Consider the following 25,947-nt stretch of genomic DNA (forward strand, 5'->3'; position numbering starts at 1 on the left):
TCCTCCTTTTCTCGTGTCTATATATCACTCCTGTTCAGTTAATATTATGCAACCCATCTTGCTGAACCATACTCTTTTCCCTGTCTGAACTTTTTTGCATTTTTGCCTTTGCTGTAGACAATGAATTTAATTAAAGCTGCTACTCCTATGCCTATTAGAGGGCAAAGCTTACTCCAATAGAAGCAAGTGCTGCTTCGCCAACGTATTTACCAACGACAGCAGAATCTACTAAAGTATAGACCTGTTGGAAAAATGAACCGGTAATCATAGGCAGGGCGAATTTAATAATCGCCTTATTAGGCTTTTCATCAGTAAGGTAATGATTAATATAAACTTCCTTTCTATTCAATCATTTTGAAGTGTCTCAAGGCATCCATGATAGCTTCTTCTTTTTCAGGTGTACACTGTGGAATAATTTGTTTCTCCTTTTTAGACTTGTTGTAATGTTCTCGTAATTCTATTCCACATTTCCTTTTTATCTGTGCAATATATAATGTTGAAACTTTTAATTGAAATTTATTCCAAACATATTCTTTGATTTGAGCATATGTTGCCTTACTTTCAGCACTTGTCAAATCAAGCTCATCCAGCTCAATTTCAATATTTATATGCTTATCGACATTTAGTTTGGACAACAGAGCTACCGTCTCCACATGGCTTGAGTGGTCAGTATGAATGTCATTTGAGTGTGTCCGTTCTCGGGAACATATCCACTGCGTTTTTGGGGCTATCGGTAGACGGGAACATATCAATACACCTCATGGATTATTATTTTAGAATGGATTTTAAGTAATCTAATAAATCTGATTTAGTTAGAGGCTCTGCATGACTTAAAATACAATACTTACAGTCGAAACTTTCTATCAAATTTGTTAATGACATTAATTTTTCTTTATCCATATACCCATCATCGTAGAAATCCTCGCTTGTTGAATCTCCCAAGAACAATATTTTTTCCTCAGGAATATAGATAAGCACCGTATCTTCCGAATGGGGTGAAACCGTATGAAAAATCATTGCGGTTATTCCACCGAGATTAAGGGTAAGCTCTTTTTCAAATTGGATATCCGATAGAACGGCAATAATTCTTTTATTATCTACATATTCTCTAGCTAGGCACTCATCATCATTTATCAAAAATTTTATATATGCACTGTCAGATAGTTTGGCTCTTTCCTGTTTCAAAAACTCGTTGGTTTTATGGTGTGCAATGGACAATCCGTGAATTTTATGCATTCCAAAGGTATGGTCCCAGTGCCAATGAGTGATGACAGTAAAATCTGGCTTCTTTAGGTCCTCGATTTCTAGGGATTTATAAAATTCATCAACATGGTCTGCTGAATTTCCTGCATCAATGGCAAGTGCAATTTTATCTCCATTTAAGTATGCCAACATAGGCCTATCAGTTTCTGGTTGATGTGGATAATAAAAGACCCTGCTAGTTATCTTTTTCAGTTCCATTTGCCATCCCACCTTTCTGGTAATAAATCTTTCAGCAACACTTCTTCCATTTCAGGTAATACAATTTGGGTCTCTATATTTTGATTATCTATCTGTGCAATAAACTCTCTGCACCTTCCACATGGTGGAAGTATACTCCCATCTTCAAATACAGCGATAATCCTTTTGATTGCAGTTTCATTGTTCTTTACCATTTCAGCAATAGCTGACTGTTCAGCGCATAAGCCAATAGAACAGGGCAAGTCAATGCATATTCCTGTAAAGATGTTACCGCTATTTGTCTCCAACGCGCACGCAACATGCCCTGAAGTTCCAAAGTTCCGTAACTTTTTATGATTAATTATACTGAAAGCAATTTGATATAATTCTTGTTTATTCATTTTCTTCTCCAATATTATTTAGCTTAATAATACGTTATTCTTTTTTCAAAACACTAAGTTATTCAGTTCACCATCAAGAACTTTTATAGTTTCATTTCTTTCCTTATCCTCTTGATTGTCATATAAAAGTTGTTCAATAAACTCCCATATATCTTCTAGTTTACGTCTAATATGATAGAATAACAAAGCATCCGTATTGATTAAAAAATCTTTGTGTAATTTCAGGTATATGTTCATAAATACATCATAATATGGCTTATCAACAAAAAACATGAGATCAGCTTTTACTGGAGCCAATTTCAAGCCTTCCCAGTCAATTAGAACTAACTGCTCATCCCGTTGCATCAAGTTCCAATTATGAATATCTGTATGGCATAGGGCCATTTTAGGATTACTTCGTCTTAGAATCTCCGACAGTCCTTCAACTCTGTCAATAGATTGTTCAAGGGGTTTTATGTGTGCCCCAAGCAAGCATTTTAAGTCCATGGGAAGACTGGCGCATTCTTTACGCAATACTTGTTTTAGCTGTTTCAGAAATGGCAAGCTAAAATCTTCCCTAATTAGTTGCACATATACCTACTATATCAATAAATTTTGAGTTATCATTGACTATATTAGTTGCTATTATCAGAATAGTCGTCGATAACTATATTTTCGTGCAAATATGCAAATAAGTAAAATGATAGTTATGTTATATCATAATAATTGAAAATAATAGAATGCATTTTTCAATGTAATAAGATTAAGCGTTCTCTTAAAGTTAGAGAACGCTTAATTATTTTTAATTTATTGAAATAATTTGTAACTATTGAAAACAGACAAAAATTGTTCATTGGATAATTTATCAAGATCAGTAACATTCGCATGCTTCAGCACCTGTCTTAATTGATTTTTAGTAAAAAGAACATGATATTCCCTGTTTACCCATTTATAAACGAAAAATCTATACTTTTTGTAGTCCTTCTTTAAAATAAATGGTTTATGCCTTTCAAGTACAATCAATACAGAATCTACATTAGGCTTAGGGTGAAAATATGCTCGTGGCACTTTTTTAAGAATTTTTATATCCATTTCCACCATTAACAGCAAACCTAAAGCTCGTTGGGTATTTTGCAACCTTTTAGCAAATCCCCTCTCTACAATAAGGTAGCTATATTTCGCTTGACTATCAAAAGCAATCTTTTTTACAATATCAGTACTAATATTGTAGGGAATATTACCAAATATTTTATAGTCTGTATTTTTAGGAAAGCTAAACTTCAAAATATCCTCATGAATAACTTTTATATTCTGAAAAGGTTCAACTGCTTTTTTCGTGGCATGACATAAACCTTCATCAATCTCTATAGCATTCACCCGTTGACTCATTTCCACAAGTTCCTTGGTAAAATGTCCTTTTCCTGACCCAATTTCTATTATTTTATCTTGTTTATTGATATTCGTATATTTTAATATTTCCTTTACATGCTTTTTAGATGTAATGAAATTTTGCGTATTTTTCGGGTTTTTCTGTTTCATTATAAACTTCTCCTTGCCGGTTATAATGAACTAATCTTAAGAGCTCATTATAACCAATTATTTTTGGTTTGGTTGATAATGAAATCTCTCAATAACAAATATAGAAAACATTGTAGGTCAACAATAGATGTGAAAAATAGAATATAAGATTTTTTGTTGAATTGATAATTTCAACTCAAATTATAGACAGTATCTAGATTTATAAGAAAAATAATTTTCTAAATACTTTAATGTGATTTAAAATAGATACAGATATACAAATAATATATCTTAAAAAAATTAAAACGAATTGTAAATAATAAATTATTATATTTTAAGTTGCAATTTGCAAAATTAATTGCTTTCTTTTTTCAATAGGTGTAAGAAAACCCAACGGTTTCATTGGTATTCTATTTGACCTATATAAATACTTCTTCATTTGATAAATCAAATCTTCATAAGAATAAAATTTTAAATCCTTATAAAATCTTTGATTATCATTTCTGTGGCTTCGTTCAACCTTTCCGTTGTGTCGAGGTGTTCTAGGACGAATAAGTTGATGCTCTATATTATAATAAAAACAAAGTCTATCAAGAGGGTGTATTTTATCTGTCTTTCTAAAATGTGTAAATTCTGAACCATTGTCTGTTTGAATAATTTTTGGTTTATATCCAAAATACCTAATAGCCATTTTTACGAATTGAATTGTTGAAAAACTAGATTTTTCTTTAAAAGCATAAATAAACCTTTCTCTAGTAGCTTCGTCAATCATTGTGTATTGATAAAACTTTTCAGGAATTTCTCCAACATAACAAGTTTTAGGCACATACTTTACATCTAGTTGCCATTTAATTCCTAACATACTTGGTGTATCATATTTTTTAGGTATATATTTCTCTTTTTCTTTTTTTGTGTTATAAGTAGAAACCCTTAAACCTAGCTTTTTTACAACCCTATATAACGAGTTAATATGTCGTTTATATCCTTTTTTTGTTTTTAATTTAACATATAATTCAATAATTGACATATTGGGATTTCTTCTAAGATAATCTTTTATATGTTTAATTTCTTTTTCAGTATGAGAATTAGGATGTTTAGATAAAGGTTTATGAGATTTATCCTTAAGGGATTCAATAGAGCCATCAAATCTTTTATTCCAACGCATCAATGATGAAACTGAAATTTTATATTTTCGACAAACATATGAAACATCACCACAATTTCTATATGTCTTACAAGCATAATATCTTGTATTTAAAGTGTGCGGTAAATATCTAATTTTTAAATCTAAACTCATATTTATAAAACTCCCCATAATATAAAATTTAATATAAGATATTATACTATAAAATTTATATAATGTAAACTCAAAAAATATGTATTTTTAATGCTTTTAAGAATTTAACAACAATTTATTTACTAAATATATTATACCGCTTTTTAATTTGTTTGTTAGCACTTTTTATAAAAAATTTTCATTAAAATTTTTTTAAATTTTCTTTAATTAATTCTTGCAATTCTTCCAAATCCTCTTTTTTAGCTAATGCTCTTATAAAACCCCTAGCATTAGAACGTCTGTTTAAATAGTTTTTGTATTCTTTATTTTTTTCAATCCATCTTTTGTCAGCTTCTTTTTGTTGTTGAGCAGTTTTGTAACCTTTTCTTTTTTTATCTTTATTCTCCATTTTATTTTAAAATCCTCCAAAATTTTTGAAAAATATTTTGTGCTTTTTCAATTTCAACAAAATTTTCAAAAACATCTTTGCTTAGCATTGCATCACTCTTTACGATTATATGATGAAAGAAATTGCTTTGATATTTTGAATTTTCATTATCGTACATTGTAACGATACAATCACAAGCATTTTTATCTAAATCTATAAAGTATTCTTTTTTATTGAATACAATTTTTATTTTTTGAGTTTTCCCACAATCGAAATCGCTTAAAAATATAGTTTCTTTTTGTAAATCAAATTCTTTTTTCATAATTTGTATCTCCTTTTTTAATAAATTTTAACATTACACTTTTCATACATCTTCATAAAAGAATGTTTTTTGAAAGCACATTCACTATTTAATTGCTTTTCTGCTAAAACTTCTAAATCTTCAAAAGTTATATCGTTTTCTTCAAAAAATAAGTTTTCAAATTTTTGCGAATTACTATTATAAGTTTTGAAATATTTTCTTTCTATTTCTGCATTTAAACAATAAGTCCAGCTGTGTTCATCTCTCAAAACTCCAAATTCACATTTGAAATCGGGTACATAAATGACTTTATTTTTAGCAACAGCTATAACAAATGTTGAAAATCTTTCTCCGCTTTTAGCATATAGTACATTATCAATTGCAAATCTAACTTTAACACTTTCTTTCATTTTTATATCCCCTTTCCTTATTGTAATTATATTATAACATATTATTAATAACATGTCAGCACTTTTTATAAAAAATTTTCATTAAAATTTAAACATTTATAAATGTTTTGGTCAATTTGACCAAAATTTTATACAATATTTGTCTGGATTTTTAGAAAAATATATTATATAATAAAATTATAAAAATACTTTAGGAGGATTTTATGAATACAATATTTTTAATAGCATTTTTAATTTGGATAGGAATTTTTGGTTTAGGATTTACTATTGCTAAAACTGTATTCTCATACTTTGATTATTGCATAATTTTTTTAGTTGTTGCTTTTTATAGTTCTGATTATATAGCACAAATATCTTATAATAAATCTTCAACCTTCTTATTAAGTTTGGTTGTAGGAATTATAGCTTGCGTAATCATATATTTTATTTTAAGTTTATTTAGTCAAAATAGATTTTTAGTTTATCCAGTTGTTTTATATAACTTTATAATTTCTATGATTAGTTCATACTACTTTTTACAATTTTCATTTTATGTTTTAAATGAATTAGTTAAATTCGCAGAAGGTAAAAATCCAAACTATAATATGTTATTAATTTTTAAAAATATGACTGTAAATACAGCTATTCATTATGTAATAATTATTCTTATAGGATTTATGTTTTTCTTTGCGAAATGTGATTTGTATTGTATAGAATTAGATGAGCTTATAGAAAATCCTTTTGAAGATTTTAGTTTAAGTTTACCTATGCTTAATAGAAAAAGACTAATCTACAATTCAAAAAATAATTTTGGTCAATTTGACCAAAAAGAAAATCCAAAGGAAAAAAGGTTAGATAAAAAATATATAATATCTGATTGGATGTATAAAAAAATAAAAGAAGATTTAGAGAAAGATGTACTCAGTAATTTTGATGAAAAATTTGATATAACAATCTCAAAAGAAGTATCATTTTATACGGGTAAAAAAACAGAAAAGGCTATTGAGTGCATCATAGAAATTCAATTTAATAATATAGAAAATGCTGAAGGAAGATACCCTCATTGGATTCCAAAATCTGCTCTTAATGAAAAATATGATTATAGAAAAAGTTATAAAAAATATACTAATTATGAAAGTAAATTTGAGAAAGAAAGTGAATATGAATTTACAGAAGAAGAATACAATAAAAAAGTAGAAGAAAATTTAAAAAAAGAAAAAAATGAGCCTCCCCTACTTTATAAACTTTTAGGTTTAGAAAAAGATGCTACCTTAGAAGAAATTAAAATAGCTTATAAAAAACTTGCTAAAAAGTATCATCCAGACTTAAATAAAGATAGCAAAGGAGCTTTAGAAATAATAAAGCAAATAAACGAGGCTTATGATGTACTAAGTAATGAAGAAAAAAGACGCGAATATGACCTTTATGGAACATATAAATAGTAATAGTGAAGAAAGTAAGAGAAAAATGCACCTAAATTGTTCGTTGGGATTTGTTTTTAACAAATCAAAAGGACACTTTTCACGAAGTGAAAAGTGGAGTAGCCAGCACAGTGTTTGGGTTCCCAAACACAAAAAAATTAAAATTTTTTATCTGGTTAGGGTTTCACCCTAAGACCCGACTTTTCATAAAAACAAAGAAAAAAACAAAATAATAGAAAGGAATTTTATGGAAAATAGAAAAAGAAAAAATAACATACATTTAAGATTTTCAGATGAAGAATATGAATATATTTTAAATAAATTTAAAGAATCTAATTGCAAAAGTGTTCAAGAATTTATTTTAAAATGTGTTGATGAAGAATTAATTTTTGATGTAGATATAACACCTTTAAAAGAAATTTCATATAACTTATCACAAATCGGAAACAACATAAATCAGATTGCAAAACGATGTAATGAAACTAGAAATTTCTTTTTAGAAGATATTGAAGAACTACAAGAAGATTATGAAATTTTAAGAAAAGACTATCAAAAAGATATACTCTTTATTAGAAAAAAATTTAAAAATACAAAGGTAAAAAAGGGAGATATAAAAAAATTAAATGGCAGTAACTAAAATACATCCTATAAATAAAACTTTAAAAAAGGCAATAGATTATATTTTAAATCCAGATAAAACAAACAATAAATTTTTGTCATCTACTTTTATGTGTAGTAAAGATTTTGCAAGTGAAGAAATGTTACAAACCATAAAAGAATCTAACTCAAGAGCAACAGTTTTAGCTAGACATTTAATTCAATCTTTTGCTCCGGGAGAAACAACTCCAGAACAAGCACACGAGATTGGAAGAAAATTAGCAGATACAATTTTAGATGGAAAATATGAATATGTTATTGCAACACATATCGATAGACAACATATTCATAATCATATAATTTTCAATAATGTAAGTTATAAAACTAGAAAAGGATATGTAAGTAATAAAAGGACTTATCATAAAATTAGATATGAAAGTGATAAACTTTGTAGAAAATATAATCTATCAGTTATAGATGAATTTTTTCAAAAAAGGCGTGGAAAAACTAGAAAAAGTGGTGCTAAATCTTATAAAGAATATCAAAGTTATAAACGTGGAAATTCTTGGAAAGAAAGACTTAGAAATGATATTGATGAATCTATTTTCTATTCAAAAGATTTTAATCAATTTATAAAAAATATGAGAGAAAAAGGATATGAAATAAAATTTGGAAAACACATCGCTTTTAAACATAAAGATAAAGAAAAATATATTAGAAGTAAAAGTTTAGGAGAAGATTACACAGAAATAACAATTAGAGATAGAATTAAAAATAAAATTTCAAAAGAAGAATTTGAATTTAATATTGAGAAAAGAAAAAATTCAGAATTAGATTATACTTTTGATAATATAGAAAATAATTTTAAAAAAGCTGAGTTTAACAAAATGATTGATACAAAAACAGATAAATTTCAAGCAAAAGAAAATGGAGGTTTAAAATACTGGGCTGAGATAAGAAATTTAAAAGATATGGTAAAAACTGTCGATTTTTTGATTGAAATGAACATACATAGCAAGGAAGATTTAGAAGAAAAAATCAATGAATTTAAAGGCAAAAAAACTGAAATTTTTACAAATTATAAAGAACTTAAAAAAAATTTTACAAATGAAATAAATAATTTGAAAGTATTAAATGTTTATCAAAAATACAAATTTATTTATGAAGAATCTCTAAAAGAAGATACATCAGATGAATTTAGAGCTGAATATAAAAGTAATATATTAGAATTCCAAAAAGCAAAAGAATATTTAACAGCACTTTATGGAGAAAATTTTCCAAGTGATGAAGAATTAATAAATAAGATAGAAGAGATTGAATCTGAAAAGAAAAGTTTAGATGATGATTTAGATAAAATAAATCAAGATATTTCTAATCTATATGTTGCTTATTCTAATTATGATTTAATTCGTGGTAGTTCAAGGTAAAAAAATAGTTTTGGTCAAATTGACCAAAGCTATTTTCTATTTTTAAATACATTTAATCTATCTATCAAAGTTATTTTACTTATCGTTTTTTCATCGTTTATTTTATCTAGTTTATACATCTTTATAATTTTTTTAGAAAAATTAACTCCTCTTAAAAAAATTTTATCATTTTCATTCAAAAGATTTATATATTTAAACACTTTCTTTTCAAAACATAAAATCAATTTTATTTCTCCTTCAATATTTATCTTGAATTGAAAATATTTTTGTTTAATCTTATAAATTGGTTTATTTAAAACTACCCCACTAAAATTTTCATATTTTTTGTTTTTTAATATTTCTACTTCCTTTACTTCTTGTTGCTCTATTGTAGTTGGTATTCTTAAATATTTTTCTTTTCTTATATTACAAATAATATTAAGAATGTCTCTAGCTTGTATTAGTTCAGCATTTTCCTCAGCTTTTTCATCAAATTCTGAATTTTCTATTTTGTTTTTTAGTATTTCTTTATCTTGCTCTAAAGATTTTAACAAACCAAACGAACTATACTTTGTATCATCTCTATATTCAATCCTTATTTGTTTATTTAAATATAATACATCTCTTTTATTATTTGCATAAAAAATTCTAAAGTTAAGATCATAAGGAGGAATATCTATATTTTCAAAACTTTCTTTAAATTTTTCTTTTACAAAATCATCAGCTTGAAAAATTGTCCATAAATCTCCATCGAAATTTATAGCTATTTTATTTCTATTTAGAAAACTTTTTAAAGTTGGATTTATATTTGAACTTTTCATAATCGAACACCTTTATCTATATTCAAAGACTTGTTTAAATTAATTGTAATATATTCTCTAAGTTTTGTACTATCATATTTATTATATTTAGCTAAACCACTATATGAAATGCTATATAAACTTCTAGTTTCTTTGCAATAAAACAAATCATAATCTTTATATTTTGAGGGAATTTTACTAATAAAATCATTAATTATTGCATCTTTGCCTATCAAATCAAATTTTTCTTTGAAATAATTTTCTACATCATTATTTTTTCTATTTGAATTTAAATTAATTTTAAATTTTTCTCTAATCATTAAATAATTTAAACTATCTAAAATACTGTTATCATAGAAATCATTAATCTCACTTTCTTCTAATTTTTTAATTGGATAAAATGTAAAATTTTCAAAATTAAAAGAAGTCAACTTATCAAAATTAACTTCTTTATGTAATTTAATATTTTCATTTTCATTAAGTCCATATTCTACACTATTTAGCATTTCATTCTTTATTTCATCAAACGAAAAAGGAACAAATTTATTTTTTAGCATATCATACTTTTCAACACTCTCAACTTTTTCAGATAAATTACTATTTTTTATATACAAATCATTATTTCTAACTATAAAAGTTTCTAAATATTCATAGTTCTCAACATCTCTTGCTATTCCTAGTTGCAAAAATTTATTATCCTTAGTTTTAACTAACAAAAAATTACTCTTAAGTTTGCTATTTTTATTTGTTTGTTCAAATAATTTTGCTTTATCAAGATTTTCCATAAAATATTTAAAATTATTTACCCTTTCTTTTATATTATTTAATTTGCTTGGGTTATATTCTTTTATCATTTTATAGATTTCTTCATCTTTTTTACCTTTAATAAAGTTATATAATCTATCTCCTGTTAATCTCTTTATAGAAGAATAATGTAACCCTAATAAATGTGGTAAATGTTTATTTTCTATTTCAAATTCAAAATCATAATTTTTAGTTTTAATTAATACATTTGTATTATTAAATTGCTTATACCAATCTAAAATTTCTTTTATTTTATTCATAAAATCTCCTTTTTAGTAATAAAAAAGACAACTCTATTTGATAGAGCTGCCTTTTTGTGTTTTTGGTTTGATTAATCTTATCCCCTATGCAATAAATACATTACGTTACGAGCGTTCAAACTAGACCAACGAAAAAATTTAAAAACCGTTATATACTTCGCTATGACTGATACTTCTGACCCCTCAGCTCTGGGTGGAGGTGTATATTACCCCTAGTTCTCATACCACTATCTTAATTATATTATACCGCAATATAAAACATTTTACAACTTATCTACACCAAGTTTTTGTAATATTTTCAACTTTATCTATATTTAAAGTTTTAAAATCTTCAATGAATAATTTTATTTCATTTTTTAACTGAGTTAAAGGACTTAAATCTAATTCTTCATCATATTCATATACTTTTTCTACTACATTATTATCTATCTTTATTTTTGATGAACAAGTTTCCAAATCAAACTTAAAATATGAATTATTTTTATTATCCTTTATAAAAATCTCTTTACTATTTGGAAAAATATCTTCAAAATTATCTATGGACTTATCTGTATTATTAACTTTGTTATACAAATTTAAAATTTCTTCCTTTGTTTTATTTAAATCTTTTTCATCTTCTAAAGAAATTTTTGTTCCATCTAAATCTAAAATTTTATTTATCTTAGATAATTCTAATATTTTCTCTTTTAATTCTTCTTCTTTTGCAAAAGGTTTCTTTATATCTTCCTTAGCTACTTCAAATTCAGCTTTTTTATTTTTTAAATGTTCTTCTAATATTTTTTTATTGTCTTTTATAGATAAAATTAAATCATTAAGTTTTTCAATGTTTCCACCAGTCTTTAAAAGCCTAGTTTCATAGTTTTTATCTCCTAACAATTTTAAATAATGATTGTTTTTTTGAAAATCATAAAACATTTCTAAGTCAAAATTTTCATATTTCCCTATTTTAATCTTATTGTTAGTTAAATTTATTGTTTTTGATATTTCCAATAAAATTTTGTCAACTTCTTTTTCTATCTTATAATTTTTATCTAATATAAAAATTCCATTAAATTCTTTATTATTTGATATTTTAGCTCTATTAATATCATTTTCAACTGATTTAATTGAATTTTCTAACATAGATATGCCAATAGGATAATCATTTTTTACTTTTGATTCTAAATCATATAGATTAGCATTATAACTTGATTCTAAAAGTTTTAATTTTCCAATTTCAACTTCTAAATCCATTTTTTGTTTTATATATGGATTTCCAATAGCAAGAGCTTTTATTTCAGCATAAGATAGTGTACTTTCATCTACATCGTCCATACTTCTAAGTGGAGATTTAGATGTCATTATTTGAGAAATAAATCGTTGTTTATTTTCAATAGTTTGCCATAAGTACCCATCAAAAGTATCTTCAGTTATATATCTAAAAATTTCAACCTCTTTATTTTCGTTCCCTTGACGTACAATTCTACCCGCTCTTTGCTCTAAGTCAGAAGGTCGCCAAGGTACATCTAAATCGTGCATTGCTATTAACTTATTTTGAATATTAGTTCCTGCCCCACATTTGGCAGTAGAACCAATTAATATTCTAATATCTCCTTTTCTAACTTTTTCAAAAAGAGTTTCTTTTTCTTTTTCAGTTTTAGCATCGTGAATAAAAGCTATCTCATTTTCTGAAATACCACGTTCTATTAATTTGCTTTTTATATCATCATAAACATTAAAAGTTTTACTTGGAGTTGACATATCACAAAATATTAATTGTGTTGATTTATTTTCTTTAGTTTTATTCCAAATATCAAAGACGTTATTAATACAAATATTAACTTTTGAATTTGAATAATCTTCTAAAGAATCATCTATAAGCCTTTGGTCTAATGCAAGTTTTTTCCCATCATTAGTAATTTTTAACATATTATCTTCAGTAGGTTCTATAAGTCCGTTTCTTACAATATCTGCTCTATTAGACAAAATAGATAATATTTCTCTTTGTTCTTCGGTAGGTTTAGTTTTGATAGTTGTAAATTTTGATTTTGGAACATCTAAATCTAACATATCAGCAGTTTTTATATCAGCAACCATTTTAAAAATATTCATAAGGTCTGGGAGATTATAAAATTTTGAAAAACGTGTTTTACTTCTATATCCAGTTCCTTCCGGAGATAATTCTAATGAAGTAACAGTTTTTCCATAAGTACTTGCCCAACAATCAAAAATATCTATATCTTTTGCTTTCAATGTATCATATTGTAAATATCTTTGCATTGTATAAAGTTCTGTCATAGAGTTTGATACAGGTGTTCCTGTTGCAAAAACAATCCCTTTTCCATTTGTTTTTTCGTCCATATATCGACATTTCATAAACATATCATTTGATTTTTGTGCATCTGTTGTACTTATTCCTGCAACATTTCCCATTTTTGTTTTTATTCCTAAGTTTTTAAATGAATGTGCTTCATCTACAAACATTCTATCTATTCCCAATTCTTCAAAAGTCAAAGTATCAGTATCTTTTTTAGAATCATCGTGAATTTTTTGTAATTTTGTTTGTAGATTTTTCTTTTTAGCTTCTAATTGTTTTACAGTTATTCTTGAACCCTCATCTTTATTCAATCTATTTTCCCTAATAAAATCTTCATATTCATTTATAATATTTTGTATATATTCCTCTTGATATTGTTTAGACATTGCAATTTTTTCAAATTGACTATGACCAATAATTATTGCATCATATTCTCCTGTTGCAATTTTACCTAAAAATCTTTTCCTATTTGTTTTTTCAAAATCTTTTCTAGTAGTAACTAAAATATTAGCTCCCGGATATAAAGTCATAAACTCACGTCCCATTTGTTCCGTTAAATGATTAGGAACAACAAAAAGTGATTTATTACAAAGCTTTATTCTTTTACTTTCCATTGCTGCCGCTATCATTTCAAAAGTTTTTCCAGCTCCTACAACGTGAGCTAATAATGTGTTACCACCATATAAAATTCTAGCTATTGCATTTAATTGATGAGGTTTTAAGGTAATATTTTCATTTTTACCTTTAAAAGTTAAATTTTCTCCATTATATTCACGAGGTCTTATAGAATTAAATTTTCTATTGTAAATCTGCTCTAAATCTTCTCTTCTTGAAATATTTTTAAAAATCCATCTTTTAAACTCTTCATTTAACATTGTTTGTTTTTCATTTGCTAAGATTGTTTCTTTATGATTCAACACTTTTTTATCATTAGAATCAACATCATAAATCATTATGTTTTGCAAATTTAATGATTTTTCAAGTATATTATATGCATTTATTCTATTAGTTCCATAAGTTCTATTAGCTACATAATTAAATTGACCAACAGATTTATTTGATATTTTCCATTCTCCAGTAAAATTATTAAAATGCACATCTATACTTTTTCTTTCTTTAAAATCCATTTTAAAAGTTTCTTTCATAAAGTCTTTAATGTATCTTGGAGGTATCCAACTTGCTCCAAGTTCTACATTAATTTCATTCGCTTTTAAACTTTTTGGCAGTACTCTTTCTAATCTATCTTTTTGATAATTTAACAAATCAAATTCTTGTTTTTCTTCAGGAGTTAAACTTTCAACTTCTTTATAGGAATATCTAAGTAAATATTGGTCAATTAAGTCTATTTTTTCTCTAATATCTCCACTTAAATACTCATCTTTAGAAACAAATCTAGCTTTATCTAAATTTTGTAAGTTGTTTTTTATATGTTGCTCATTATATTCAAATGTAGATTCTATATCTAAAAAGATTTCTCCTTTTAAATTTTCTACTAAATCTTCTTTTGAAATACCACATAAATTTTCCATATATTCTAAATTTACAGAACCTTTTTCAGATAATGATAATATTAATGCTTCTTGTGGAGTATCAACATTTGTTACATCTATTGATTTTTTTATAGTCCTTTTAAAAAATATATCCGATTTCCTTTTGAATTTATTATCTTCTAAAACTTCAATAGATGAAACCAAAGGATAGTTTGAATCTTCTCTAAGTAATTTTCTATTTATTCTGGTATTTAAACTTCCGTATTTTTTATAAAAATTATCATATATAGAATTAAGTTTTTCTTGTTCTATTTTTATAGTATAATCATCAAAATCCTCACTTTGAAGTCTTATTACTTCTCTTAAAGAATTATTAAGTTCTATATAATCTTTAATTTTTTGAATATCAGAATTATTTAAATTTTGTAAAATTAGTTCTTCATTTTCTTTATAAAAAATTTTATTGTTTCTTTCAATAAATGTAAAATTTTTAATGTTTTCCAAATCAACATTTAATTCCTCTTTATCTATATCTTCCAACAAATTATTATTTTGGTCAATTTGTCCAAAATCTTTTTTGAAATTTTTAAAATTTTCTACAACATTTTTAAAAGAATTTTCTAAACTTTCGCCATTACTTTTACAAACAACTATATCTCCAAATCTTCCACTTTCTTTTACCATTTTACCTAAAACCATATTAGGATTGTCAACAAAATATTTATTATAAGTTAAACCATTTTCATCAGTATCAAGTTTTAAAAATGATTCTTCTAGTTCCTTTTCTTCTTCTCTTTTTCTAAGAAAAATTATATCACTTGTAACAGTAGTTCCAGCCATTCCTTTAAATGTTGTATCTGGTAATCTTAACGCTCCAACAAATTCACACTTTTTAGAGATATATTTTCTAACACTATCATCTTTTTTATCTAATGTTCCACTTGAAGTAACAAAGGCAATTAAACCACCTTTTTTAACTTTATCAATAGTTTTAGCAAAGAAATAATCGTGTATTAAAAAATTATATTTATTATAATCTTTGTCATTTACTTTTATATTTCCAAAAGGTATATTTCCTATTGCAGCTTCAAAGAAATTATTTGAAAAATATGTTTCTTCAAAACCTTTAATCTTAATTTTTGCATTAGGATATAATTGTCTTGCTATTCTACCACTTATACTATCTAATTCTACACCTCTAAAAATAGTATTATTTTTTAAATCACTTGGTACATTACCTAAAAAATTACCTATTCCCATTGCCGGTTCTAATATTTTTCCACCATTAAACCCTAAATTTTGCAAAATAGTGTACATATTGTCTATTACAATTTTAGGAGTATAAAATGCTGTTAATGTACTCTCTCTTGCTTGTTGATATTCTTCTTTACTTAAATTTTCCTTTAAAAAATTCCTAGCAATTTCCCATTGTCCACCGACTTTAGTTTCATCAAAAACATCGGCAAGACCACCCCAACCTAAATAGTCAGCTAGATATGCTTGTTCATACTCCCTTGGACTCCTATTTTCATTTTCAAGTCTTTTTAGCATTTTAATAGCTTTGATGTTTTTATCTAGTCTTTCTGATGGTGTTAGGTATTCTGAGTAGATATGATTTTTCAAGTCATAATTTCTAGCAAAACTTAGCTTTTCCTTATTAGGTTCATAGCCTAGATTCTTTAAATCTTCTTTCCCCCTCAATAAGTTTTCGGCTGCTTCTCTTGGGACATCATACCTATCCATCATTTGGTCAATTTCTGGATTGAACTTATCAATAAAGCTTTCTTGCTCTACTTGTCTTTCAATTTGTTTTTCATGCTCAGATAATTTGTATATCTCATAGTTTCCACTATTATTTTTATCATTTAAGAATTTATCAACTTCATTATCTTTATTTTTATTTATTTCAAAATTTTCAATATTATTTTTATCATTACCTGTGCCATTATTTATCAGAATTTCTTTTTTGCTTTCTATTTTTTCATCATTTGATAAATCTGTAAAACTCATTTGTTTTGTTTCTACATTATGCTGAATAATTTTATCTTTTTTTATTTCATCAAAAAAAGCAGATGAATTTTCATCTACTTTCTCTTTTTCAATATTTAAGCTAGGACTATTTGATACATTATTTCTCTCTCTATATCCATCGTTGTCCCTATCTTCCAATTTTCTTTCTCTAGTTCTGTCATTGTTGGATAAGACTTGTGATGTTTCAAGTTTTCTACTCTCCTGTTCCATTCTATTTTCCAGTATTCTTCCACTTGATTTTGCATTTCTACTATGTGGTCTAAAAACTTGTTGCGTTTCGTCTGTTCGTTGTAGCTCATCCACATTTGAATCAAATAAATGTATTTGGTTATATCTCTGTTGTGTAGAAGAAATAACATTCTCTCTACTCCTATTGTCATTGGAAAATTCTGTGTTGAATAATTCATCTCTTGTATTTTCTCCTCCATTATCCTTTCCAATGTTTCTTCCACTATCCAACGTGGCATTTCTAAGATTTTCGGAATATTCTTCAATTCGTTTTTCTTCATCAAGGCTTCTATTTTCTGTGGATATTCTATTCTTATTTTCTCCATTTCTTCTATTGTGTTGTAATCCCCATAAGAATCTATATTCACGTCTATTAGGCAAGGAAAATCGTACTCCAAAGGAATTTCTGTTAGAATTGTTTGACAATCCGGGTAATCTGTTTGATAAAGTTCCGTTGTCCATATCCCATTTTCTTCCTCTTTGATTATCAGCTCTTTCCAAGTATCGTGTTCGTAATTGTCCAGTTCTTCCTCTGTCATTTTTATTATTTTCAATAGCAATGGTAGATTCTGTTCGTTGAATGTTATGTTGTTTATTATTACTTCTTTCATCTTGAATTTCTCCTTTTAAAGTATTAATATTTGATAGTTTCATTATATCATTGTTTTTATCTTTTGTCAGCACTTTTATTTCAATTTTTTGTAAATTTGATATAATATTTCTATTAAAAACATTTAAATATCTATTTAATTTATACAAAGCATCTCTATTTACTGTATTTAAAGTATTTTTTAATAAATTTGTATTTGGATTGTAATCTAATTTTAACTTATTGAGCATAGAAATTTTTAAACTTTCAATAAAAAATTCTTTTTGTTCTGAAGATAAGTTCAAATTTATTTTGTCTATATAAAAATTTATTAATTTTTCCACTTTAGTTATTTCAGATTCACTTCTATTAAAATTAATTTTATTAATGTATAAAATATTATCTAAAACTCTTAAATTTATATCCTTTTTATTTAAATTAGGAATATATTTATCTTCCAACCCATCTAAAACTTCAGTTTCCTCTATATCATATATTTCTACAATATTTTTATCTTCTAAAATTTCAATAGGTTTAGGATTTTGTATTAAACTTCTATTTAAGTCGTTCCACTCATCTTTACTTAAACAAATAGTTGCATTAGGATAAACCTCATAAATCATAAACTGAGTATTTATATCCTTCATAGAATTTTCTCCCATAACTTTTAAAAAATCAACATACTTACTCGTATCTGATAATATTTCTTTTTCAATTTCTTTTTGAAACTCTTTTAAATCAAATTTATTATCTTCTTCGATTAAATTTTTAGACTCTTCGATATTAGGAGATTGTATATTAAACTTCATATCTTTAATTGCAGTATTTTGTAACCATTCATTTACATCTTTATATACACCATAAGAATTAGATGCGTCTATAATTTCATAATTTATTCCATATATAGATTTTATTTTTTCAGTTGCATCAATTCCTCTAACATCTTTATCTAAAAAACAAACTATTTTTTCAATTTTTTCCTCTTTTAAAAATTCTTCTAAAGCTAATGTGCTAACCCCACCGAGTGAAATATATGAGTAGTTATTATCTATTCCTCTAGCTTTAAAAATAGTTTTTGCACTTAAAAGGTCTATTGGAGATTCAAAAACTAAAACAGTTTTTGAATTATTTTTTAATTTAAAACCATATTTTTTATCACTATTTGCAACTTCTCCTTTATATTTAACATCGCTCAATGTTCCTGTTAAAGTACAATATTTAGGATTTCCTTCTTTGTTTTTCCCTATAAATAGCACATTATGATTTATATCTTCTCTTATCATTCCTAATTTTACAAATTCATTTACTACTTCTTTAGAAATTTTTCTTGAATTTATTAAATATGCGTATGCTCTTTTTATATTTTTATTTAACTTTGGTAATCTAAAATCTTTTTTCTCTTCAAAAATTTTATTAGTTTCTAAAGATTTATTAAAAGAAAAACCACTCATATCCGTTAAAAATTTCATCGCTTCATTAAAATTAGCTCCTTGAATTGCTTCAACGAAGTTAATTACATTTCCACTTTCTTCAGTAGAAAATCTAAAAAATGTATTTGTACCTGGATAAATTTTTAAACTATCCATTTCTTTGGTAGTATATACATTTCCCTGCTTTATAAGATTAAGACCCATAGAAGATGCTACTTCTGTAATAGGTATTTCTAAAACTTTTTGTATATCTTCATTACTATAATGAAATTTTTTCATCTTTATCCTCCAATCTTCGAATCTCTTTTAATATTGCTTCTAGTACATTTACAACAATACTATTCCCTGCTAGTTTATATAAATTACTAGATAATTTGTTTTTATCAATTTTAACTACTTTTAAAATTCTTTCAAAATCTTCATCATCAAAACCCATTAATCTAAAACATTCTCTTTCAGTTAAAAATCTATATTTCCCATTTTTTAAATCTACAAGTCCAGAATTTGGTAGTCTTACTTGTTTTATCATAATTGTATAAACATAATCTTTAATAATTCTTGCTCTTTTTTGTGTAGTTGTCTTTTTACCTATACAATCTAAAATAGATTTTTGAGTTACAATATATTTTTCATCAAAATCACTTTGCAAAAAATCCTCTAACTTTTCCATTTTCTTTTTTTCTAGCTTAGAAAAATCGAATTCATTTTTTCCTAAAAAACTTATTACAAAAACTCTTTCACGTTTTTGAGGAATTCCAAAATCAATAGAGTTTAAAATTTCAAATTTATTTTGATACCCTAACTTCTCCATTTCTTTTAAATAAAAAGAAAAAGAGCTATATTCTTCAGATAAAGCTCCCTTTACATTTTCCCAAATTACCCATCTAGGTTTATATTTCATTTCTTTTAAAATTCTTATTGTTTCAAAAAGTAAACTACTTCTTGTCTTACTATCTTTTTTCCCTCCTTGTCGCCTTCCGATTATTGAAAAATCTTGACAAGGACTTCCATGAAAAAGAAAATCACAAGGCATATCTATTTCATATCTTACAACTGAACTAGGATAATATTCTTCATTAAATAAAGCATTGTATGAATCTACTGCAAATTTATTATTTTCTACATAATCAACTACTTTAAAATCAAATTTTTGACGTTCTAATGCTTTTCTTATTGCTCCAATTCCTCCAAAAAGCTCAACAACTTTTAATTGCTCCAAAATACCACCTTTTTTTACTTTTTTTATTTTTTAATATAATTACATTAAAAAAATTTTTTAAGCTCATATAAGTTAAAATATGAGCTTGTTTTTTGCATTTCTTAATAAATTCAAAAATAAAGGGAAGATATTACACTTCCCTTTAACTTTGTATATTCTCTTACTAACTCTAATCTATTTTATCCGTATTTTTCCTTTTGATATAGAAAAATAAACCTCCACCTATTCCTGATACTAATAGCATAAAAGGAAGTAGCATATTTTTTCCAATACCTGTTTTTGACATTGGTTTCTTCTTTTTTGGAATTTCTTTTTCTATCTTTTGATTAACTACTTTGATTTCTTGTTCAACTCCGTCTTTTCTAACTATAAACTCAATATCTTTAGCTTTTTGGTATCCCTCAGGTGCTTTTATCTCACGAAGTATATATTTCTTTCCAGCTTTTAGCTTTGCTACAATTTTTTCTGCTTCAGCTTGTGATGTAAATTTATATACCACTTTTTCTTTTTTGCTATCTTTATTTTTATTAGAATCAGATTCTTCTTTTGTTTTGGTTTCTTTTTCTTCTTTTTTACTATCAGTCTTTTTAATTGATTCTTCTTTTTCTTCTACTTCTTTTAGTTCAACTGTTTCAACTTTTCTATCTTCTTCTTTTGCAAAACTTGATTTATTAGTTAAAAGAAAAGGAATTAAAAGACTTAATAAAAGTAACCTTTTTAATTTCTTCATAATCTAACTCCTAGTCATTCTTGTCTTCTACTTCTACAATTTCAAAGTCTGCTCCTTCAAGTTGTTTAGTTTCATCATCTGACCCAACTTTTTGTACTTTCACTTTTGTTGTATCATCTTTCATTACAACTTTTTGTACTTCTCCTGTTTCTTTTACTTCAAATTCAACTTCATTAGCTATAACATATCCATCTGGAGCTATTTCTTCTATTAATTTATACTTTCCAACTTTCATTTTGTTAATTCTATGCGGTTTTCCATCTGTTTCCCACTCTTCAACAGTTTTCCCTTCAGAATCTACAACTTTAAGTTTTGCTCCCGGTAATTCTTTTTCGCCTGTTATATCCGTTTTAGAAAAATCTACTTTAGTAAAATCATTCACTACTTTGATTTCTTGTTCTTTTCCGTCTTTATTTACTGTCAATTCAATAGGTTCAGATTTAACGTATCCGTCAGGTGCTTTTACTTCTCTGATTCGATATTTTTTACCGGCTTTTAGTTTTCCAATTATTTTTTCTGCTTCAGCTTGTGATTTGAATTTATATACTACTTTCCCTTTTTCATCTTTCAATGTTTCTTCAGTAGTTTCTTTTTTCTTTTCTTCATTATCTGCAAAGGCTCTAAATCCTCCATAAAGTCCACCACATACTAAACTTAATGCTAACGCTCCTGTTATAAGACTTTTCTTTAAATTCATATTTTATTCCTCCTAAAGTAATTTTTCTAAATCTTCTTCAATTAAATTTTCTTTTTTAACTAAAAATTTACGCTTTTCATCTAGAAAACTTAAATCTTTTGACTCAGTTTCTTTTTTATCTGTTGTTTCTTCTGTTTCTTCCACTTCTTCTATAACAAACTCAGCTCCTTCAAGTTGCTTTGATTCGTCATCTTTACCAACTTTTTGTACTTTTACTTTTGTTGTATCATCTTTCATTACAACTTTTTGTACTTCTCCTGTTGCCTTTACTTCAAATTCAACTTCATTAGCTATAACATATCCATCAGGAGCTATTTCTTCTATTAATTTATACTTTCCAACTTTCATTTTGTTAATTCTATGCGGTTTCCCATCTGTTTCCCACTCTTCAACAGTTTTCCCTTCAGAATCTACAACTTTAAGTTTTGCTCCTGGTAATTCTTTTTCGCCTGTTATATCTGTTTTTGATATTTCAACTTTAGTAAAGTCATTTTCAACTGTTTCCATAGTTATTTTATTATCTTCTTTAACTCTTATAATTCTTTGAGTTTCATCTAAGATATATCCATCTTTTGTTTGGATTTCTTCTAAAATATATTCTCCTAGTTCAAGATTTTCTATATTTATTTCTCCGTTTTCATTAGTTGTATAAACTCCGATTTCTTTTCTTTCTTTGTTATTTGCTAATAGTCTAAATTTAACATCTTTTAATTTTATTTCTTTGTTTTTGGCATCCAACTTAACAATTTTTATTCCACCACGTTTTAATTTATTTATTATTGTTTTTGTAGCAACTTTTTCTTTAGATAAATCTACATCGTGGTTTTTTTCATCTTTTCTATATCCACTAGAATTGTCTAATTCTTTTACATAATATTTTCCTTTTATTGTATTTTTAAATTCTTTTGTAGAATTTTCTTTGTCAAATTCTAAAACTTCTATTAGTGTATCTTTTTCTAATGTATTTTCTTTTTCTTTAGTGAAAAGTCCAAAAACTGCGTATGTTTCATTCTTAAACATACCTTTTTCAAAAGATTTTGTTAAATTAAATTTAACTTTTTCTCTTTCATTTTCAATTTCAAGCGATTTACTTATCACTTCACTACTTCCTGTTAAGTCAACATCATAAACTTTTGAAGTTTTTACAAAACCTGTTGGAGCTTCTTTTTCTACTACTTGATATTTCCCAAGTGGTAAATCCACTTCAATAAAATCAGTTTTACTTGTAACTGTTTTAATAACTTTACCATTTTGTTTTATATCAAATTTTGCTCCTGCTATAAAAGATTTTTTAAAAATTGGAGTTTTTACATTATATGATTTATTTCTGATTGTTACTTTTTCATCTTTATATTCTTTTAAAACTTCTCCAACTTTTGCAAGTTTTAACTTTGTTTTTTGTTTTTTATTATATATTGTTTTTTCATATTTATAATATTTAAATGTCATATCTTCATAATCTTTTTCATAACTATAAGAAAAATCAGATTTATTTATTGTATAAGATGTTTCATTTTTTTCATAGCCTTCTGGTGCTTTCTTTTCTTTTATTATACAAGGTAAATATGAATCTAAATCTTTTGTTTTTGCCGATCCATCAGAACCTGTAGTTACTGTCTCAATTAGTTTTCCTGTATTTTTTTCTCTTATTTCAAATTCAGCACCTTTTAATGGTTTATAACTATCACTATCTTTTTTTACAATTTTAAGATTATAGAATCTATATATTTTCTTTTCTGGTCTTGGGGGTGTTGGTGGTTCATCTTTTTTGTTCTTAACTGTAAGTGTGGAAGTTTTACCACCACCCTCTATTGTATCAGAATATGTTGAAGAACTTTTGATATAGCCAACTGGTGCTTTTACTTCTTTATATTTTATTTTAGTTCCCGGTGCTTTATTCCACGTGTCAAATTTAGTATATCCATTTGTTGTTGTATACATCCATGCGTTTTGCCCACTTTCTGCTCTTGAATCACTAGGCTCTCCACCACCCCAAAGGTATTCTTCATCCTCATACCACATTTTAAATTTTGCATATGAACTCGTTATTGTATTGTTATATTCATCAGCTTTTCTAATTCTTATTCTATAGCCATCTGGAGGTGGTATAATTGTATCTTTCTTAACATAAATATATCCGCCACAACCTTGTGATACAAAAGGTCCATCACCTTTGATATGTTGTGAACCTTCATAAAAAGCATCTCTTCTATTTGAACTATATCCTTCAAACTCTACCCAATATTGTGCATAATCTGGCGAATATGGATTAGTAGGTTCATAGCGATATATTTTAAATTTATATTGTCCATTAGCTGGTGTCGGCCAGCCTGGTTTATTGCATCTTAATCCTGTTCCATAAGTTGGGTGATATTTAAGTTCAAATTCTGGAAAGCCTTTTATATTTGAGACTGAAAACTGACAAGGACTTGAAAAACTATGGTGTGTTACTCTTAAATCTCCATATAAATACATCTCTCCTTCTGGTAAGTCTTTTTCTTCTACTCTAGGCTGCATTTTCCCTTTATACTCTTTTTGTTTTGGGGTTATGACAAATCCGTCTTTTGTTATTTCATGTACTGCTTTTGTTGTTATCTTATCTTTTATTTCTTTATCAAAACTTTTTTCATCATACGGACTTTTATTTGCTATCTCACTTTTTTCGCTTATCATCTTTGCTGCTACTTTTATCTTCTTGTATCTACTATCTTTTGTAAATATTTCTATATGATTTGCAAATTTCTTTACAAAAAGATTTTTATCTTCTCTTATTTCTATATCATTTTCGTCTAATAGTTTATATCCTGCAAAGTAATAGCCTTTATCTGCATAAGCTGAGACATCTATCTGTGTAATTTCTTCTTTTAATACAAATTCTTTTTCTTTTTTATCGCTTCCTTTAAATCTTAAAAAGCCATTTTCTACTTCTTTTAACTCAACTACTACTTTTTTTCTTTCTTCTGTACTTTCTTCTTTTGCTTTTATAAAGATATTATTTCCTATACTTGTAAGTAGGATTGAAAAAAGCATTAAAAAAGAAAAAATTCTAGTTCTTAAATTATTTGTTTTCTCCATTTTGTCCTCCTTTATTTCTTTATTTTTATCTTTCCTTATCTTTTCTATTATTTTAAATCAATTTTGTTTCTCCTTTTCTTTTAAATTGGCTAATTTTTTGTATAAAAAAAGAGAAATCTTTAAAAAATTTCTCTCATTTATCTATATTAAATTATATTGGAGTTTTCATGAAAGCTTAAAAAAGTAAAAGTTTATTTAATATTAGTTTTGGTTTTTCCAGTAGTATCCTGCAGGGTCTTCTTCAACACCAAACCATATAAATGAATAATTGCCGTTAATTCCAACTCCCATAACAGTTAATTCAGACCAAGTGGATCCTTTTCCAATTATTACATTACGATGTGGTGTTGAACTTTTCCAACCAGCTAAAGCTTCTTTTGGAGAAGCATTTGCAGTAATATAACCGATTTCATATCCAGAACCTTTATAAGATGTAAGTTCACTAGGTTTAGACCACATAAGTTCTGCATATTTATGGTCTGGAGTGTAAACAACTGGTTTCCATGAACCATGATTAGACCATGAATGCCCATTACCTTGGATACCTCTTTCATCTTTTTGGTTTTCTGGATGATAAGTATTAGAGTCTATTACATGAGTTCTTGCTACCGTTGTAAGTGATTTAGATATACTAAACTCTCTAAGTCCAAGCTCTCTTCTATATTCATTTATTCTTTCTGCTAGTTCTGCTTCTTTTTCTGTAAATCCTTGTGCTATCAAACTTTTATACCTTTCTGTATTATGATACTTATTATTACTTTTATCATTATTTTGTGTAGCTTTTCTTTCTTCTATCCACTTTCCATTTTTATCTACTCTATATCCATCAGGTGTTGTCGTATTTACAAGCATCGCACCATCTTTACCAAGATAGTAATTCCCAATCCATGTATTCATTACACAATATCCTCTTGAATCAAAGTAATACCATTTTCCTTTTACTTCTTTCCAATCATTATAAGGATAACTTCCATCGGCATTTTCATACCACCAACCTGTATCGTTCTTTTTCCAACTTGCTTTTCTTTCTTCTATCCACTTTCCATTTTTATCTACTTTGTATCCATCAGGTGTTGTTGTATTTACAAGCATTGCTCCGTTTGTTCCTACATAATAATTTCCTATCCATTGGCTTTCTAACATATATCCGTCATTTCCAAAATAATACCAACTTCCATTTAT

At 26.3% G+C, this 25,947-nt stretch carries 21 protein-coding genes and 1 pseudogene; 3 read left to right on the forward strand and 19 right to left on the reverse strand.

The window, feature by feature from the left end:
- Positions 1–154 precede the first annotated feature (154 nt).
- From IBJ83_RS06720 to IBJ83_RS06770, 11 genes and pseudogenes are all read right to left on the reverse strand, one after another.
- Positions 155–349, reverse strand: a complete 195-nt coding sequence (locus IBJ83_RS06720; protein WP_231698897.1) for a hypothetical protein — start codon at positions 347–349, stop codon at positions 155–157.
- Positions 342–656, reverse strand: a pseudogene (locus IBJ83_RS06725) (23S rRNA (uracil(1939)-C(5))-methyltransferase RlmD); the annotation flags it as partial. The pseudogene IBJ83_RS06725 and the gene IBJ83_RS06720, both read right to left, overlap by 8 nt.
- Positions 657–768: 112 nt before the next feature.
- Positions 769–1,461, reverse strand: coding sequence for an MBL fold metallo-hydrolase (locus IBJ83_RS06730; RefSeq protein ID WP_019124342.1), 693 nt, complete (start codon positions 1,459–1,461; stop codon positions 769–771).
- Positions 1,452–1,841 carry a cytidine deaminase family protein gene (locus IBJ83_RS06735; protein WP_001041171.1) on the reverse strand — a complete coding sequence of 130 codons (390 nt, stop codon included), beginning with the start codon at positions 1,839–1,841 and terminating at the stop codon, positions 1,452–1,454. Before IBJ83_RS06735 ends, IBJ83_RS06730 begins: the two co-directional genes overlap by 10 nt.
- A gap of 45 nt (positions 1,842–1,886) precedes the next feature.
- Positions 1,887–2,411, reverse strand: coding sequence for a phosphotransferase (locus tag IBJ83_RS06740; RefSeq protein WP_001176020.1), 525 nt, complete (start codon positions 2,409–2,411; stop codon positions 1,887–1,889).
- A gap of 216 nt (positions 2,412–2,627) precedes the next feature.
- Entirely contained in the window at positions 2,628–3,359 is a 732-nt protein-coding gene (gene erm(A) / locus IBJ83_RS06745; protein ID WP_000810833.1) for a 23S rRNA (adenine(2058)-N(6))-methyltransferase Erm(A), read from the reverse strand.
- A gap of 57 nt (positions 3,360–3,416) precedes the next feature.
- Positions 3,417–3,470 carry an erythromycin resistance leader peptide gene (locus tag IBJ83_RS08625; protein ID WP_201275882.1) on the reverse strand — a complete coding sequence of 18 codons (54 nt, stop codon included), beginning with the start codon at positions 3,468–3,470 and terminating at the stop codon, positions 3,417–3,419.
- Between the two features lie 202 nt (positions 3,471–3,672).
- Complete coding sequence (locus IBJ83_RS06755; RefSeq protein WP_068475178.1) at positions 3,673–4,635, reverse strand: DDE-type integrase/transposase/recombinase; 963 nt, start codon at positions 4,633–4,635, stop codon at positions 3,673–3,675.
- 181 nt (positions 4,636–4,816) lie between these two features.
- On the reverse strand, positions 4,817–5,023 hold the full coding sequence (locus IBJ83_RS06760) for a hypothetical protein (protein ID WP_201275869.1): 207 nt from the start codon (positions 5,021–5,023) through the stop codon (positions 4,817–4,819).
- A 1-nt stretch (position 5,024) separates the two neighbouring features.
- Positions 5,025–5,324: a hypothetical protein gene (locus IBJ83_RS06765; protein ID WP_201275870.1), complete on the reverse strand. Its 300-nt coding sequence runs from the start codon at positions 5,322–5,324 to the stop codon at positions 5,025–5,027.
- A gap of 17 nt (positions 5,325–5,341) precedes the next feature.
- Positions 5,342–5,713, reverse strand: a complete 372-nt coding sequence (locus IBJ83_RS06770; protein WP_201275871.1) for a hypothetical protein — start codon at positions 5,711–5,713, stop codon at positions 5,342–5,344.
- A 203-nt stretch (positions 5,714–5,916) separates the two neighbouring features.
- Here IBJ83_RS06770 and IBJ83_RS08535 point away from each other — a divergent pair, with 203 nt between their 5' ends.
- The 3 genes from IBJ83_RS08535 (at position 5,917) to IBJ83_RS06785 (ending at position 9,137) form a co-directional block, all read left to right on the forward strand.
- Positions 5,917–7,134 carry a J domain-containing protein gene (locus IBJ83_RS08535; protein ID WP_269902528.1) on the forward strand — a complete coding sequence of 406 codons (1,218 nt, stop codon included), beginning with the start codon at positions 5,917–5,919 and terminating at the stop codon, positions 7,132–7,134.
- A gap of 226 nt (positions 7,135–7,360) precedes the next feature.
- On the forward strand, positions 7,361–7,750 hold the full coding sequence (locus tag IBJ83_RS06780; RefSeq protein ID WP_201275872.1) for a plasmid mobilization protein: 390 nt from the start codon (positions 7,361–7,363) through the stop codon (positions 7,748–7,750).
- Positions 7,737–9,137, forward strand: a complete 1,401-nt coding sequence (locus tag IBJ83_RS06785; RefSeq protein WP_201275873.1) for a relaxase/mobilization nuclease domain-containing protein — start codon at positions 7,737–7,739, stop codon at positions 9,135–9,137. The genes IBJ83_RS06780 and IBJ83_RS06785 overlap by 14 nt, the downstream gene beginning before the upstream one ends.
- A 29-nt stretch (positions 9,138–9,166) precedes the next feature.
- On the opposite strand, the gene IBJ83_RS06790 is transcribed toward IBJ83_RS06785, so the two are convergent.
- The 8 genes from IBJ83_RS06790 to IBJ83_RS06825 all read right to left on the reverse strand — a co-directional run.
- The gene (locus IBJ83_RS06790; protein WP_201275874.1) at positions 9,167–9,937 is read right to left on the reverse strand and encodes a hypothetical protein; all 771 of its coding nucleotides are present in this window, start codon (positions 9,935–9,937) and stop codon (positions 9,167–9,169) included.
- Positions 9,934–10,980, reverse strand: coding sequence for a PBECR4 domain-containing protein (locus IBJ83_RS06795; protein ID WP_201275875.1), 1,047 nt, complete (start codon positions 10,978–10,980; stop codon positions 9,934–9,936). Before IBJ83_RS06795 ends, IBJ83_RS06790 begins: the two co-directional genes overlap by 4 nt.
- Positions 10,981–11,250: 270 nt before the next feature.
- Complete coding sequence (locus IBJ83_RS06800; RefSeq protein WP_201275876.1) at positions 11,251–19,323, reverse strand: DUF3991 domain-containing protein; 8,073 nt, start codon at positions 19,321–19,323, stop codon at positions 11,251–11,253.
- On the reverse strand, positions 19,304–20,263 hold the full coding sequence (locus IBJ83_RS06805; RefSeq protein ID WP_201275877.1) for a DNA cytosine methyltransferase: 960 nt from the start codon (positions 20,261–20,263) through the stop codon (positions 19,304–19,306). The genes IBJ83_RS06800 and IBJ83_RS06805 overlap by 20 nt, the downstream gene beginning before the upstream one ends.
- Positions 20,264–20,432: 169 nt before the next feature.
- The gene (locus IBJ83_RS06810; protein WP_201275878.1) at positions 20,433–20,993 is read right to left on the reverse strand and encodes a prealbumin-like fold domain-containing protein; all 561 of its coding nucleotides are present in this window, start codon (positions 20,991–20,993) and stop codon (positions 20,433–20,435) included.
- Between the two features lie 10 nt (positions 20,994–21,003).
- Positions 21,004–21,690: an MSCRAMM family protein gene (locus tag IBJ83_RS06815; RefSeq protein WP_201275879.1), complete on the reverse strand. Its 687-nt coding sequence runs from the start codon at positions 21,688–21,690 to the stop codon at positions 21,004–21,006.
- A gap of 12 nt (positions 21,691–21,702) precedes the next feature.
- Positions 21,703–24,765 (reverse strand): SpaA isopeptide-forming pilin-related protein, encoded by a 3,063-nt coding sequence (locus tag IBJ83_RS06820; RefSeq protein WP_201275880.1) that lies wholly within the window; start codon positions 24,763–24,765, stop codon positions 21,703–21,705.
- 201 nt (positions 24,766–24,966) lie between these two features.
- Positions 24,967–25,947: CAP domain-containing protein (locus IBJ83_RS06825; RefSeq protein ID WP_231698899.1), on the reverse strand; the 981-nt coding region annotated here is incomplete at its 5' end.

It is taken from the genome of Parvimonas parva (genome assembly GCF_016552165.1).
GTDB classification, from domain to species: domain Bacteria; phylum Bacillota; class Clostridia; order Tissierellales; family Peptoniphilaceae; genus Parvimonas; species Parvimonas parva.

Coding starts and splice junctions, on each gene's coding strand:
- IBJ83_RS06770 (WP_201275871.1), bottom strand. CDS start 5,713: ATGAAAGAAAGTGTTAAAGTTAGATTTGCAATTGATAATGTACTATAT.
- IBJ83_RS06815 (WP_201275879.1), bottom strand. CDS start 21,690: ATGAATTTAAAGAAAAGTCTTATAACAGGAGCGTTAGCATTAAGTTTA.
- IBJ83_RS06730 (WP_019124342.1), bottom strand. CDS start 1,461: ATGGAACTGAAAAAGATAACTAGCAGGGTCTTTTATTATCCACATCAA.
- IBJ83_RS06760 (WP_201275869.1), bottom strand. CDS start 5,023: ATGGAGAATAAAGATAAAAAAAGAAAAGGTTACAAAACTGCTCAACAA.
- IBJ83_RS06795 (WP_201275875.1), bottom strand. CDS start 10,980: ATGAATAAAATAAAAGAAATTTTAGATTGGTATAAGCAATTTAATAAT.
- IBJ83_RS06820 (WP_201275880.1), bottom strand. CDS start 24,765: ATGGAGAAAACAAATAATTTAAGAACTAGAATTTTTTCTTTTTTAATG.
- IBJ83_RS06800 (WP_201275876.1), bottom strand. CDS start 19,323: ATGAAAAAATTTCATTATAGTAATGAAGATATACAAAAAGTTTTAGAA.
- IBJ83_RS08535 (WP_269902528.1), top strand. CDS start 5,917: ATGAATACAATATTTTTAATAGCATTTTTAATTTGGATAGGAATTTTT.
- IBJ83_RS06755 (WP_068475178.1), bottom strand. CDS start 4,635: ATGAGTTTAGATTTAAAAATTAGATATTTACCGCACACTTTAAATACA.
- IBJ83_RS06780 (WP_201275872.1), top strand. CDS start 7,361: ATGGAAAATAGAAAAAGAAAAAATAACATACATTTAAGATTTTCAGAT.
- IBJ83_RS06765 (WP_201275870.1), bottom strand. CDS start 5,324: ATGAAAAAAGAATTTGATTTACAAAAAGAAACTATATTTTTAAGCGAT.
- IBJ83_RS06735 (WP_001041171.1), bottom strand. CDS start 1,841: ATGAATAAACAAGAATTATATCAAATTGCTTTCAGTATAATTAATCAT.
- IBJ83_RS06785 (WP_201275873.1), top strand. CDS start 7,737: ATGGCAGTAACTAAAATACATCCTATAAATAAAACTTTAAAAAAGGCA.
- IBJ83_RS06810 (WP_201275878.1), bottom strand. CDS start 20,993: ATGAAGAAATTAAAAAGGTTACTTTTATTAAGTCTTTTAATTCCTTTT.
- IBJ83_RS06790 (WP_201275874.1), bottom strand. CDS start 9,937: ATGAAAAGTTCAAATATAAATCCAACTTTAAAAAGTTTTCTAAATAGA.